This is a genomic window from Brevibacillus sp. SKDU10 (genome assembly GCF_001645205.1).
Classification (GTDB): Bacteria; Bacillota; Bacilli; order Brevibacillales; family Brevibacillaceae; genus Brevibacillus_B; species Brevibacillus_B halotolerans.
Genome location: NZ_LSSO01000138.1, coordinates 1 through 14,422, shown reverse-complemented (window position 1 = coordinate 14,422; position 14,422 = coordinate 1). Strand labels below are relative to the sequence as shown.

The 14,422-nt window shown below is 41.7% G+C and carries 13 protein-coding genes and 1 riboswitch; of the genes, 4 read left to right on the top strand and 9 right to left on the bottom strand.

Translation table 11 applies throughout. The features are described 5' to 3' along the window. Positions 1 to 23: 23 nt before the first annotated feature. A complete protein-coding gene (gene adhE / locus AYJ08_RS08555; protein WP_064017360.1) occupies positions 24 to 2,633 on the bottom strand; it encodes a bifunctional acetaldehyde-CoA/alcohol dehydrogenase in 2,610 nt (869 codons plus the stop codon). A 343-nt stretch (positions 2,634 to 2,976) separates the two neighbouring features. Between adhE and AYJ08_RS08550 the strand changes: the two genes are divergently transcribed. Then, complete coding sequence (locus AYJ08_RS08550) at positions 2,977 to 3,264, top strand: HesB/YadR/YfhF family protein (RefSeq protein ID WP_064017359.1); 288 nt, start codon at positions 2,977 to 2,979, stop codon at positions 3,262 to 3,264. Between the two features lie 95 nt (positions 3,265 to 3,359). Here AYJ08_RS08550 and AYJ08_RS08545 read toward each other — a convergent pair whose 3' ends face one another. From AYJ08_RS08545 to AYJ08_RS08535, 3 genes are all read right to left on the bottom strand, one after another. Next, the gene (locus AYJ08_RS08545) at positions 3,360 to 4,142 is read right to left on the bottom strand and encodes a 3-hydroxybutyrate dehydrogenase (RefSeq protein WP_064017358.1); all 783 of its coding nucleotides are present in this window, start codon (positions 4,140 to 4,142) and stop codon (positions 3,360 to 3,362) included. Between the two features lie 70 nt (positions 4,143 to 4,212). Beyond that, the gene (locus AYJ08_RS08540) at positions 4,213 to 5,595 is read right to left on the bottom strand and encodes a GntP family permease (protein WP_064017357.1); all 1,383 of its coding nucleotides are present in this window, start codon (positions 5,593 to 5,595) and stop codon (positions 4,213 to 4,215) included. Between the two features lie 324 nt (positions 5,596 to 5,919). After that, positions 5,920 to 7,314: a sigma-54 interaction domain-containing protein gene (locus AYJ08_RS08535; RefSeq protein ID WP_064017356.1), complete on the bottom strand. Its 1,395-nt coding sequence runs from the start codon at positions 7,312 to 7,314 to the stop codon at positions 5,920 to 5,922. Positions 7,315 to 7,760: 446 nt separating this feature from the next. Continuing rightward, positions 7,761 to 7,926, top strand: a riboswitch (cyclic di-AMP (ydaO/yuaA leader). Positions 7,927 to 7,931: 5 nt separating this feature from the next. Between AYJ08_RS08535 and AYJ08_RS08530 the strand changes: the two genes are divergently transcribed. The 3 genes from AYJ08_RS08530 to AYJ08_RS08520 all read left to right on the top strand — a co-directional run bounded on the left by AYJ08_RS08530 (position 7,932) and on the right by AYJ08_RS08520 (position 11,211). Continuing rightward, positions 7,932 to 8,714 carry a CAP domain-containing protein gene (locus AYJ08_RS08530; RefSeq protein ID WP_064017355.1) on the top strand — a complete coding sequence of 261 codons (783 nt, stop codon included), beginning with the start codon at positions 7,932 to 7,934 and terminating at the stop codon, positions 8,712 to 8,714. A 188-nt stretch (positions 8,715 to 8,902) separates the two neighbouring features. After that, positions 8,903 to 9,736: a MerR family transcriptional regulator gene (locus tag AYJ08_RS08525; RefSeq protein ID WP_064017354.1), complete on the top strand. Its 834-nt coding sequence runs from the start codon at positions 8,903 to 8,905 to the stop codon at positions 9,734 to 9,736. A gap of 113 nt (positions 9,737 to 9,849) precedes the next feature. Continuing rightward, positions 9,850 to 11,211, top strand: a complete 1,362-nt coding sequence (locus tag AYJ08_RS08520; protein WP_064017353.1) for an MATE family efflux transporter — start codon at positions 9,850 to 9,852, stop codon at positions 11,209 to 11,211. A 90-nt stretch (positions 11,212 to 11,301) separates the two neighbouring features. Here the strand turns inward: AYJ08_RS08520 and AYJ08_RS08515 are convergent, their stop codons facing one another. The 5 genes from AYJ08_RS08515 to AYJ08_RS08495 form a co-directional block, all read right to left on the bottom strand. Next, complete coding sequence (locus AYJ08_RS08515) at positions 11,302 to 12,183, bottom strand: ROK family protein (RefSeq protein ID WP_064017352.1); 882 nt, start codon at positions 12,181 to 12,183, stop codon at positions 11,302 to 11,304. Between the two features lie 49 nt (positions 12,184 to 12,232). Beyond that, complete coding sequence (locus AYJ08_RS08510) at positions 12,233 to 12,631, bottom strand: DMT family transporter (protein ID WP_064017351.1); 399 nt, start codon at positions 12,629 to 12,631, stop codon at positions 12,233 to 12,235. Next, positions 12,628 to 13,218: a TetR/AcrR family transcriptional regulator gene (locus AYJ08_RS08505; protein WP_064017350.1), complete on the bottom strand. Its 591-nt coding sequence runs from the start codon at positions 13,216 to 13,218 to the stop codon at positions 12,628 to 12,630. Before AYJ08_RS08505 ends, AYJ08_RS08510 begins: the two co-directional genes overlap by 4 nt. Positions 13,219 to 13,612: 394 nt before the next feature. Beyond that, positions 13,613 to 14,023: a disulfide oxidoreductase gene (locus AYJ08_RS08500; RefSeq protein WP_064017349.1), complete on the bottom strand. Its 411-nt coding sequence runs from the start codon at positions 14,021 to 14,023 to the stop codon at positions 13,613 to 13,615. A gap of 3 nt (positions 14,024 to 14,026) precedes the next feature. Further along, positions 14,027 to 14,422: DsbA family protein (locus AYJ08_RS08495; RefSeq protein WP_157452839.1), on the bottom strand; the 396-nt coding region annotated here is incomplete at its 5' end.

Here is a 14,422-nt window from a genome sequence, read left to right as displayed (position 1 = left end):
AGCTAACACAAATTTGTGTAGCTCTACACGCCTTTGAATGCGTTTCGGTAAATCTCTGCAAGCTCAGTAACTAATGGCATTTTAGGGTTAGCCGTAGTGCATTGGTCTTCGAATGCGAGAACTGCTAAGCGATCCACTTCTTTTTCGAAGTCTTCTTTCGTTACTCCATTCGCTTCAATGCTCATTGGGATATCTAAAGATTTTCCTAATGTAATGACGGCTTGAATGAGACTTTCTACACCCTCTTCTGTTGTTTTAGCAGGCAGTCCTAACAAACGAGCGATTTCTGCGTAGCGCTCATGTGCTATGAACTTTTCATATCGAGGGAAAGATGCGAATTTATTAGGAACAGTCGCATTAAAGCGAATAACATGTGGCATTAAAATCGCATTGGAACGACCGTGTGCAATATGGAATTCAGCTCCCAATTTGTGTGCTAAGCTGTGGTTGATACCAAGGAATGCGTTGGCAAAAGCCATACCTGCTATGCAAGATGCATTGTGGACCTTTTGACGGGCGACCTCGTCTCCACCGTCTTTATAGGCACGTGGCAAGTATTCAAAGATAAGTTGAATGGCTTTTAATGCCAGGCCATCTGTGAAATCATTTGCCATAACAGATACATACGCTTCCATCGCGTGAGTAAGAACGTCCATACCAGTATCAGCAGTGATTACCTTTGGTACAGTCATTACAAATTGCGGATCAAGGATCGCCACGTCAGGAGTCAATTCATAATCAGCAATTGGATATTTCATGTTTTTCTCACGGTCAGTAATTACCGCAAATGGTGTTACCTCAGAACCAGTACCAGAGGTCGTAGGAATCGCTACGAATTTAGCTAAGCGGCCTAGTTTAGGGAATTTATAAACACGTTTACGGATATCCAAGAATTTTTGATATAGGTTTTGGAATTCTTCATTTGGATATTCATAGAACAACCACATAGCTTTCGCTGCGTCCATCGCAGAACCGCCGCCTAATGCAATGATCACATCAGGTCGGAAATCCACCATGAGCTCGGTTCCTTTCCGTACAGTTGTTACAGATGGATCTGGCTCTACGTCGCTAAACACTTTGCAATGGACGTATTGAGAACGACTGCGCAGATTTCTCAATACCTTATCTACATAGCCCAGTTTTACCATAGCCGGGTCTGTCACGATTACAGCACGAGAGATATCAGGCATATCTTGCAGATATTGAATAGAATTTTTCTCAAAGTAAATTTTCTCTGGAATCTTAAACCATTGCATGTTCACGCGTCGTTTCGCCACCTTTTTGACGTTGATCATATGCACAGCACTAACGTTGGTAGATACAGAGTTTCGACCATAAGAACCACAACCAAGCGTTAGGGATGGGATGAATTCATTGTAAATATCCCCGATTGCACCTTGAGAAGATGGAGCATTCACTACGATACGGCAAGCTTTCATTCTCATTCCGAATGCTTCCATGAGATCATCGTCTTCTGTATGGATAACCGCTGTATGTCCCAAGCCGCCGAATTCAAGCATTTCTTCGGCACGGCGGAAGCCTTCATCCGCGTTTTTCACTTTATAGCATGCAAGAACAGGACTTAATTTTTCACGAGATAATGGATGGTCAGGGCCTACACCTGTTAATTCTGCTACTAAAATTTTCGTTTCCGGATCTACATGTATACCGGCCATTTCTGCAATAACTGCCGCTGGTTTTCCCACGATATCCGCATTAACGGCGCATGTATTTTCATTTATGACCAATTTCTCCACTTTGGCCTTTTCATCAGCTGTCAAAAAGTGACAATTATTAGAGATCATAAGTTGTTTAACTCGTTCATAGATTGGTGCATCAACAATCACGGCTTGTTCAGAAGCACAAATCATACCATTGTCAAATGTTTTGGATAAAATCAAATCATTTACCGCACGCTCGATTACCGCAGTCCGCTCAATATAGCAAGGTACGTTACCAGGACCTACACCAAGTGCCGGCTTCCCTGTACTGTAAGCTGATTTCACCATACCGGCTCCACCTGTTGCTAATACAAGAGCTGTGCCTGGATGATTCATCAATTGTTTGGTTGCTTCTAGGGAAGGCTGATCGATCCACTGAATGCAATTCTTTGGAGCACCAGCTTTCATTGCTGCTTCATATAATGTACGCGCCGCTTCTGCACTAGACTTCTGTGCAGATGGATGGAAGGCGAAGATAATTGGGTTTCTTGTTTTAATAGAAATGATTGCTTTGAACATGGTGGTAGAGGTCGGGTTTGTTACTGGTGTAACCCCTGCTACTACACCAATCGGTTCAGCTATTTCGATGATGCCATTCTGTTCATCTTCACGGATAAGACCAACTGTTTTATCCTTTTTAATACTGTTATAAATATATTCTGTAGAGAAAATGTTTTTGATCATCTTATCTTCAAAAACACCGCGTCCTGTTTCCTCATGAGCCAATTTTGCCAAATATACGTGCTTATCTAACCCGGCTAACGCCATTGCTTTTACAATGCTGTCTATTTGCTCCTGATCGTAATTAGCAAAGTCCTTTAACGCTTGGTTACCATTCTCGACCAAGGTATCAATCATTGTTTTTACTGCCTCTTCTTTTGCTTGCTCCTGCACTTTTACTTCATTGCTCATGGTTTCTTCCTCCTTATTAAATAAGAAAGCATTGTATCCACAGATTTAGTGAAATTTTTCACATTCTAGTTTACAAGGAACTTTTTTAGTGCAACAAAGCAACTCCTTATAAACCACCTTGGGGCTATCTTTTTCTATTCAGCTCCTCGGTACACTCTTATCTTACTCGATAACCACGTAGATGTATGTGATGTTTCTCACACGGTTGTGTATTTTTTTAACTAACTTTTTTAGACTTTACACTTATCTCCTATCATGTTTCAATAAAAATCTGGTATGCTACATAAAAGGATACTTCTGTATCGACCAATCTCCAGATGACATGATGAAGGAGTGGCTCTCAATGTCCATTACCATTACACCACAGGCACTTGCTTGGTTCAAAAAAGACTGGGGCTTCAAATCAGGCGATTTCATTCGCTTTTTCGTCCGATACGGCGGAGGCACCAGCCTACATAAAAGCTATTCCATGGGGATTTCTAAAACCGAACCGAATGAGATCGCACTCTCCAGTACGGTTGAAGGCATTACCTTCTTTTTTGAACAAGATGATATGTGGTTTATTGAAGATAAAAGCATGACCGTTGATTTTAATGAAGCATTAGAAGAAATTACATTTTCTTTCCAATAAGAAAATAGATAGAAAGGCAGGTAATAGCCAAAGGACTTCTCTACTCCTTTTCTGTTACCTGCTTTTTCTCATTACAGTTGCTCATAACGGTTCTTTTATTGAGCCGTATACCCGCCATCAATAGCGGCGGCAATGCCTGTAACTCCCTTTAATCTATCGCTTACCAGCATAGAGGCATAGTCTGCAATCTCCTCTACGGACAACAATCTCTTCTGAGGAACGAAAGGGTAAATGACTTCCTCCAATACTTTTTCTAAAGGTACATTACGAGTAATAGCCAAATCCTTCAGTTGATTTTGTACCAAAGGAGTGTCAACATAGCCGGGACACAAGGCATTTACTGTAATCCCATGTACTGCTCCCTCTAATGCGGCTACTTTCGTCAATCCAATTACTCCATGCTTGGCACTGTTGTAGGCCGCTTTTCCAGCAAATCCGATAAGCCCATTTATGGATGACATATTTAAAATCCGACCGTATCCCTGGTGCTTCATAATAGGGAAAGCATGCTTAATGCCTAGAAAAGGCCCCACTAGCATGACCTTTAGCAGTAGCTCAAAACGCTCTGTCGGAAATTCCTCAATTGGGGACACATGCTGTAGACCAGCATTATTGATTAAAATCTCCAATCTGCCATACTCTTCGACAACTCGTTGGACGCTGGCTGCAACCTGCTCCTCATTTGAAACATCACAGGGTAAGCCGATCACCTTATATCCATGCTGACGTAGTCTCTCTGCCGACGAAGCAACAGCTCCTGCATTCAGATCAGCGATGGCAATAATCGCTCCTTCCTTAGCAAAATGCCGGGCCATCTCATAGCCAATACCGCTCGCAGCCCCAGTAATGAATGCTACTCTTTGATCTAGTAACCCCATACGACATTTCTCCTCTTCCTTATCATCATGGCAACAGCCTTTATTTCTTCCCTTTTCCGCCCTCATCTCATTAGAAAATGGAAACCACGAAAGCCAATATGAAAACCGTTACTGTTTTCAATACAGTAATAACAAAAATATCCTTGTAGGACTGACGATGCGTAAGCCCCGTGATAGCCAATAATGTAATGACAGCACCATTATGAGGCAGCGTATCCATCCCCCCTGAGGCCATGGAAGCAATCCGATGTAGAAGTTCTGGAGAAATATTAGCGGCATTTGCTAGCTCTACATACTGTTTGCCCATTACCTCCAAGGCAATCGACAAACCACCAGAGGCGGAACCAGTCATTCCAGACAGTACATTTACCGCTAAAGCCTCAGAAACCAATGGATGATCACTTGCGCCCAAAATCCAACCCTGAATGCTTTTAAAACCTGGCAATGTCTTTACCACGTTCCCAAAGCCCACCTCAGAGGCCGTATTAAAGATGGCAAGCAAAGCCCCCATGGCTGCTGTCGTAAGACCTGCCGCTAGCTTGCTATGCACCATTTTTACATTGATAGCTAAAGCTGAAATAACCCCTACTAACAACGCAATGATCAAAGCCCATGAAGAAGCTACCGTCTTCACATTCTCAATCTTAAATTTTTCGTTAAGCATAGCTGGATCATACCAGCTATCGACCGCAATGAATCCTCTGCTTAACAAAAAATTAGTGAGAAGCACCAGCAACAAAGGCAAGATAGCCAAGGCAATAGGAGGATATTTTTCAGTTTCTTTTGCTTCTGGCTCATTCTTATGATTGTCACCATATCCCTCTCCCGCTATAGCCGCCTGTTTGCGACGTTTTTCCAACCACAGCATCCCGCCCAGAAAAATCAGGAAGGCTCCCACAATTCCTACTAGCGGGGCCGCATAGGCATCTGTCCCAAAGTAATTGGTTGGGATAATGTTTTGAATCTGTGGTGTACCGGGTAACGCATCCATGGTAAATGTAAACGCTCCCAAAGCAATCGTCCCTGGAATCAAGCGTTTCGGGATATTCGCTTCCCGGAAAAGAGCTGCTGCAAAGGGATAGACCGCAAAAGCTACAACGAACAAGGAAACGCCACCATAGGTAAGGATTGCACAGGCTAATACAATGGATAACACTGCACGCTTTGCTCCTAATCCTTTGACAATTGTCTGTGCGATAGAACCAGCCGCTCCGTTCAATTCCATCACCTTACCGAAAATCGCTCCCAATAAAAAGACGGGGAAAAATGCCTTAATATAATTAGCTGCATTGCTCATGAATGTCTCTGTATAGCTTGGCAATAGTGCTAAGCCAGATAAAACGACAGCCAACAGAGTAAAAATGGGGGCAAATACGATAACGGGATAGCCTCGATATGCAACAAACATTAGTAGACTCAAAGATACAAGGATCGCTACGATCTCTAAAAGCATAAATACTTCCCCTCTCTCATGCGACAAAATGGTGTCTGTCGTTTACAAGGAAGCATAATTCATGCCATTCATTCAGCAATACGTGTTCTTTACTATCATTCCAGCAACTCTCACAGATACGAACAGCCTTTTTAGCGTCCCATGCTTTTACCAACTGAACGCTTTCACATACCGCTCTTGAATTAAAGTCCAAATTTTCGGAAATAAATTTGCGAGTTCTTTGCTTCCTACAAATATATAAGCTCGTCTCTATAAGAAACATAAGCCTTATCTTTGTACATGTAAAAAAGTCCAAGATTCTGGACACCTTCCAAAATATCGGACTTACTGCTTCACTTGTTGCATTTGCCTGTCAATTAGCCTCTCCCACTTATGATAAAAGCTGGATTTACTAATTCCGAGCAGTTTTGCTGCCTCCCGTTTATTTCCCCCAGTTAGTTGAACGGCCCGTAGCAAAGCCTCTCGTTCAGCCTTTTCTAACCAATCTTTAAGAATAGGAAAGCTACTCTGTACCATTGGGTTTCCTGATGTGGATGTTGGCAGCAGAATATGCTCGGCCCTAATCCAATTACCCTCCATCATATGCATGGCACGCTCCAATACATTGCGCAGCTCTCTTACGTTGCCAGGCCAGCGGTGATAACGCAACAGCTCCCATACCTCTTCATCCATCCCTTTCACAACAATCCCCGTTGACTCCATCAGTTGCTCTTGTATACTCTCTACCAAATGCGGCAAGTCTTCTAGCCTATCACGAAGCGGTGGTATTGCAAGGGTAACAACGTGCAAGCGGTAAAATAAATCCTCGCGAAATTTTCCCGCTTTCATTAAAGCAAACATATCTTTATTAGTAGAAGCAATCACTCGTACATCTAACGATATTGGTCGACTTGCTCCGACTCGCTCTACTTCTTTTTCTTGCAAAACGCGTAAGAGCTTGGCTTGAAGAGCTAGTGGCATATCCCCTATCTCATCTAGCAGGATTGCACCTCGATCAGCTAGCTCAAATTTTCCTTTTTTCCCTTTGCGCAGAGCTCCTGTAAATGCTCCTTCCTCGTATCCAAACAACTCGGACTCCAATAAATTATCTGGGATTGCCGCGCAATTTACCCGAATAAATGGTCCCATCGCTCGCTGACTTGCCGCATGAATAGCATGCGCAAATAGTTCTTTGCCCGTCCCGCTCTCTCCCGTAATAAGGACAGTTGTATTGCTTTTAGCAACCTTCATCGCTAATTCCTTACATTTATTCATTAAGTCGCTGATGCTAACAATCTGTTCAAAACGATAAGCTGCTCCCAGCTTTCTTTGCAATTCACCTTTATAGTAATCTAATTCTTGTTTTAATTGATCGACAGTAGCGGACAAAGCGTGAAGCTGCCTCACATCCTGAAACATAACAGTTCCCAGCACAGCAATCATGTTCCCATCCTGATAAATAGGGACACGGTTCGCTATCATATCACGGCCGTTAATCCGTTGAACCTCAGCCAATTCAGCTAATCCGGTCTTAGCTACTATATGCATGCGCGTATTCTCAATGACTGATGTCACATGTCTGCCGATTGGATTAGCTATCCCGATAAAATTCCGATATTTATGATTCATCATTAGAATGATGCCCTCTGGATTAGTGACCACTATACATTCATATGCTTGTTCAAATACATCCTCTAACAGTTTTAGGTATTCCGACGATGCTGTGGCCTGAAAAACCATTAGTCATCCCTCCTTCTAGATCGTAACAAATGATATTCTTACATTTATCTAACATTAGTTATAGGTTTGTTTCCTCCTAGTACCCATCTTCACTCTTCTTACATACTTTCAATTTTCAGATTATTACTCTAAAATGAACCTCTATTTGACTTTTCCATCATCCAGCTTGTCTTATAGTAGGCTTTGATAGGAGGATGTTTTTTACAATTAATTCTAATTTATTCCTACTTCATCTGCTTTACTCTCCTCCTCCACATAACAAATGTGCTGTTTTTTTTTCAAACTACCTGTTCCCACGGTCTTCATTTTCTATCATTTTGATCCAGCTTCATCCCTTTAGCCGCTTGATCTCTTCCTTATTCCTCCTTTTCTCATCAAATTTTAATAGGAATTTTTATCTACTTTTACCAGTGATCTACCGCTTTTTCCGTGCTTGCAACTTTGTTATTCTGAGTTTGCCGAAACTTCCCAAATCATGAGAAGTGCGGGGGATGACCGATGGTGTAAGGCTTATGCTAGCCACCTGGGGTGAATCACGCATAAATGCTGTGTAGGTTTGTATCCTCAATCCGAACCCGACAACTAACCTCGTAGGTAAAAAAAAGGAGCGATGAAAAATGAAGAAAAATTGGATGTCTAAAACGGTATTTGCATTGGCAGTAGGAATGGCAGTAAGCGGTATCGCTACGTCTGCATTTGCTGCTTCCCCAACATGCGCGGTAAAAAATCTACCAGCCAAACAAGATATTGCTTCATTGACTGAATTACTTAATCAAAAGCAAGGAAAATCCAAGGATTGCCTTCCTGCAGATCTATTAAATAGCCTATTGAATCAAACAAAAGATAAGGACAACTCCATTATCCAAAAACTAAAAAACATTGAAGATTCGGACGCTAAATCACCTTCTAAACCAAAGATTGAAAACAGATTTGCTGACGATTCCGATGAAGCTTCTGTAGACAAACAGAAAAAACCTTCTATGAAACAAGCAGGAAAAGATAAAGCTTCAAAAGAAAACGTATCTGCTGAAGCAAACGCAATGGTGAACGAAGTAGTAGAAATCGTAAACAAGGAGCGTGCCAAAGCTGGTCTGAAGCCACTTAGCATGGATACAGAGCTATCTAAAATGGCAACAGACAAAGCAAAGGACATGGCAGACAACAATTATTTCGACCATGATAGCCCAACTTTCGGATCTCCATTCGACATGATGGATCAATATAAGATTTCCTACAAGACAGCGGGCGAAAACATCGCTGAAGGCCAACGTTCTGCTGAAGAAGTAATGAAAGACTGGATGGACAGCGACGGACACCGTGAAAACATCATGAATTCTTCCTTTACAAAAATCGGAGTAGGATACTACAACGGTTACTGGGTACAAGCATTCATCGGATAAGCAATGCTCTCAAAATAGAGGAGCAACAAAGCCTCTATCCATGTTATCTCATAAAGACAGGCGAAATTCATTATTTCGTCTGTCTTTTTTATATGCTTATTTGACTTTATTGATTTTGCATAACAGGACAAGATAATGTATTACTAAAACACAAGAAGAAACGTGTACCCGAACCGGAGGAATCTGTTATGAAAAATCGCTTTACAATTGGCAAAATGGCTCGTATGCATCGTATCGCGGAATCAACGCTTCGCTATTATGATGAAAAGGGCATTTTTCAGCCCAAAACTATTGACCAGAAAACCCAGTACCGTTACTACACCATTGACCAATTTTCTACTTTGACTTCTATTAAGTTTTTTCGCCATTTAGGGATTCCCCTACATGAGATTAAAAGATTTATGGATGAACGTACACCCGATTTGGCTTTGGATATCCTAGAAAAGCAAAGAACATCTCTTCAACAAAAACAACAGGAAATCGCCTACATGTTAAATCGCTTGGAAAGCAAGATCACAACCATTAAACAAGGCGTAGATAAGCCGGATGATTCCGTCGTATTTAAAGAGTTGCCAAAGCGATATATTCACTCCATAGTCGTGGAAGCAGAACTCTCTGATGAAGAATTTGAATATCACCTTAATGCCTTGCAAAGCGATCTTCAGCTTTTAGAGGTATCCTTATTTGCTGGTGATATCGGTACCTCTGTGTCCAAATCCTCCATCCTTAAAGGAGACTATCAAGATTACAACAGTTTATTTATTATGATTGATGATCTCCCCGTCGATAAAGAGCGCTATGCCAGTATTCCTGCTGGTCTGTATGCTTGTACAATGCATTATGGTCCCTACGAACAGCTTGATCAGTCATACGAACGCCTCCTTTCAGCGATCAAAAAGTGTAATTATGAGATTACTGATAAATCCTATGAGCTAGGCATTGTAGATTTGTCTATCACCAGTGAATCGGATGAATTTGTTACTGAAATTCAAATCCCAATTCAGCCTCTATCCTCCTTATAAATCACTGATTTCAACAGAATTTATTGACTCGCAAACAAAAAATTGTCTACGCCCCCTTGAGCTTCAAGTAGCTTGAAGGTTTACAATAAGAGCTATCACAAGGAGGTCGTATTATGACAGACGCAGCAGTTAAACTAAGGGAGACCCCCGTGCCAAAGCTATTCATCTCTTATCTCATCCCTTCTGTACTCGGCATGTTACTTATGTCGATTAATATTTTTGTGGATGGAGTATTTGTTAGTCGCGGGGTGGGACCAGAAGGATTAGCCGGGGTAAACATCTCCGTACCCGCCTTTTCTATCTTCCTTTCTATCTCTCTTTGGATTGGAATGGGTGGAGCTACTCTCTACTCGGCTGCCTTGGGAAGAAATGAAGTAACACACGCTCGCCAGATTTTTACCCAATCTTTTGCACTGGCAATTCTATTGGTTAGTCTCATCATGGCCGTTTGCTTAACACATATTGAACAAATTGCCTATATTTTTGGAGCTGACAAAGCCATCTTGCCTTATGTACTTGATTATTTACGTGTGCTGTTAACTTTCGGGATCGTTTATGTATTAGAAAACATCCTGAGCATTTTTATCCGTAATGACGGAAACCCCAAGCTAGCGATGATGGGCCTAATCGTCACATCGGTTCTGAACATCCTATTTAACTATATCTTTATTTTCATGATGGGAATGGGTGTAAAGGGAGCAGCCTATGCTACGATCTTATCGGCTGCTATTGGTTTTTTGGTGCTACTTACCCACTTTTGTAAAAAAGGTAGCACATTGCGTTTTGCGGCATTCCGGTTTCAGCTAAAGGAAATCGGGCAAATCGTAAATATCGGCTTTCCTAGCTTTATTGCGGAGAGTACGATCGCGATCACTACTTTAGCGTACAATCTGGCTTTCATGAAATATATGGGGGCACAGGGGGTTGCAGCCTATGCCATCGTCAACTATATTCATGCGATGCTATTGCTGTTGTTCATGGGGGTAGGAGCGGCTCTGCAACCTATTGCCAGCTTCCATTATGGTGCTCAATTAAGTGAGCGATTGCGAGCTAGCTTACGTTTAACAGTAAAAACTGGCTGGGGCTTCGGAATCGCCGCCTTACTTTTTGGCGTTTTGTTTTCGAATGTATTTATCATGTTATTTGATATCCAATCAGAAGAATTGATTCAAATCACCGTGAACGGGATGAATCTATTTTTTATCAACTATCTTTTCTTAGGATATAATCTTGTATATGGGGAGTACTTCCAAGCCATACAGAAGATACGCAAATCACTGTGGATTATTTTAACCCGTGGTGTCTTGCTGGTTATTCCTTTGTTGTTTATCCTGCCAAAATGGTTCGGGGTAAATGGCATTTGGCTAGCAATCCCTATTGCCGAAGCATTGACCGCATTAGGCATTCGTATGTTAAATCGCAAAACACCACCTGTTCCACAATTTACGAAGCGCGAAACAGAAGTTACTCTCTAACAGCACGAAAAAAGGTAGCCCGAAATGAGCTACCTTTTTTTATATACATCAAAATCAATTGATCTTCAATCAAAACCCTGTTAATTGCTGTTATCCTTGTACCAAGCTTCTTTTCGCTAAGGCTAGAGCACCGCACACTCCTGCATTATCCCCTAGTGCCGGTGGAACAATATAGGTTGACAAGTCGTCACAGAAATACTGATTTTCACTCACATAGCCTTGTAGTAGCTCGCTCAGTTGCTGCCTTACTAGGGGAAATAGCTGCTCCTGCTTCATAACCCCACCGCCTATGATGAGCCTTTTAGGTGCTAAGATAAGGATATAATTCATCAACGCTTGTGCTAAATAATAGGCCTCCAGCTCCCAGACCTCTGTGCTTGCTTGCAATGCTGCTCCCTTTTGATTCCACCGTTTTTCAATAGCTGGTCCAGATGCCATGCCCTCTAAACAGTTGCCATGGTACGGACACACACCTGTAAACGAATCGAGATGGTGTGGTTTTACCAAGATATGTCCCATCTCTGGATGAGACATGCCGTGTAATAGCTTTCCTTCAACAATAGCCCCAACACCAATTCCCGTACCTACTGTCATATAGATGCAACTATCTAAGCCTTTAGCGGCTCCCCAAGCAGCCTCACCCAATGCAGCAGCATTTACATCTGTATCAAACGCAATCGGAACAGAAAAATGCTCTTTCATATGACCAAGCACGTTATAATTTCTCCAAGCCAGCTTTGGCGTATTCCTCACATATCCATAGGTAGCACTAGCCGTGTTTAGATCAATCGGTCCAAACGAGCCTATTCCAACCGCATCTAGGTTCTTTTGATGTAAAAAGGTTATTACCTGCTCCAATGTTTCTTGAGGAGTCGTGGTTGGAAAGCTGCTTCTCTCCAAAATCTCTCCAAATTCATTTCCGATTGCACAGACAAACTTTGTTCCCCCTGCTTCCACTGCCCCTAGTCTCATTTTTTGGTGCACTCCTTTGTAGCCTGAATGGTTTTACGTCATTTTTTGCTTACTGGTATAAACCACTCTTACTATCAGATGCTACCACTTCAGTTCCTTCGCTGTGCTTTCCTTCCGCTGGTGCGCCATGGGAATCTCCTTGCAAATTTAAAAGAACACATCCTGCGATGATCAATAGGATGGCAATCACCTTCTGTAAGGATAGACTATCCTTAAACCAAATGATCCCAATGGTCGCAATTAATGCGGTACCGATACCTGACCAAATTGCATACACAACGCCAACCTCTAATTTTTTTAAAGCTAAACTTAACGAGGAAAAGCAAATCAGATAAAACACAAACATAAGAATTGTTGGCCATATCTTCGTTAATCCATTCGACAGCTTCATCATGGTCGTACCTGCAACCTCTAATAAAATAGCTACTCCTAAAAAGACCCAACTCATTTCGCTCTCTCCTCTCTATTTTCTGACTCACTCTCTCTATCTCTTACACCCTCCACCATGATATCCATAATGGCTTCCAGCGCCTCGTGCACTGTCATTTGCTGCTGTGTGAGCGGAGATTGATAGGTCATCTGCTGTAAGGAACCTATAAACATCTGGATAAAAACCTTCACATTCACAGGCCGAAAGACACCTTCTGCAATGCCTTCTTCCATAAATCTACTTATATTGTCCCATCCCTCATGCATGAGCGTATTAAAAATCTGCCACTGTTCTGGATAAAACCTCTTTAATTCTTCTAAGAATCGTAAATCAAACGTGATAAGCTCACTGGGAATCACGAAGAACAACTGTTTTAATTTTTCAATTGGCCCCAACTGCTCATGTTGTAAGATTTCTGTTTCTTTATTGAAATAATGCTGCATATCCTGCTGAATAATATAGGCTAGCAGCTCCTCTTTGGATGTAAAAATGCCATATAAGGTTTTCGTGCTAACGCCTGCAAGCTGAGCAACGTTTGCCATTGTGAATTTGACACCGTATCGCTTCACCTCTTCAATCGCACACACTGCAATGCGATTTTGCATTGAGATCACCCCCTCGGAACCAAGGAAAATATTTTATTTTTTATATTTTCCACTGTTACTATTTTAAAATAAAAAACATTTGTTAGCAATCCTCTACCACTGATTCCCTTTGACGAAGCTATGTCACTATTCCCCTACTATTCAATTTACTTAGCCCCATAGGTAAAAAATAAAGCTTTAACCAGATAGGTAGCTTCTGCCCCTACACTGCCTTGCTGATGAATCGGTACACGTTGCCCTATAAAAAAACAGAGTGCTGGGAATTCGCTCTTCCAACACTCTGCTTGTCTGTTGCTATCTGCAATAGCTTATGCACTTCATTTGGCTACTATGCCGCTTTTGTTAGTAAATCACCAATAAATTTTTGCCCAGCTCTATACCACTTCTTTTGTCCTTACTCGGTATCTGTCCCTCTTTTCACTACAAGCAGACAAATCGTAATCATCACAAAGGCAACTAATGCCAAGAAAGGTATTGTGATGAAGCCGAGCCAATTAATATACTCACCTGTACATGGCACACCTTGCGTACAGAAGGACATTCCTTTCATAAAAGGAACCTTCTGTACGCTATAGTGGTAAGCCGAAGTGATCATGCCAATGATCGAAAGCGGCAAAATGTATCTATAGATACTGGTATCATTGCGATACACAGCCATCCCCAACAGGATTGTCAAAGGATACATCAAAATTCGCTGATACCAGCAAAGCGTACACGGGACAAAATGCATTACTTCACTAAAATAAAGACTGCCAACTGTGGCAATAATTGCAGTAATCCAGGAAAATACTAACGGCTTGTTCATGCGCTATTTCCCCTCTGTAACAGGGTTAGCGGCTTCTTCTACAGCCTTTTTGAAGTCATCCATGGTAGTTCCCTCAAATCGCTTGCCATTAATGTATAAGGTTGGGGTTCCTCTTACATCCAGCCTTTTTACAATAGCCAAATCCTTATCAACAGCCGCTAGATATTTCTTAGCCGTAAAAGCCTGCATAACCTTTTCCGTTTGCTGTTTGTCAGCTATTTGACCGATAAGACCTTTTAGCATTTCTTCTGTAAAATAATCTTGTCTTTCTAGCTTAAGGTCTTCTGGCTGGTTTTTATATAATAAATCATGGAATTTCCAGAAAAGATCATTCCCTAATTCACCATAAACCGTTTCAGCAAATAAAGCTGTTCGGTGAGAACCTACAGCAATAAATGG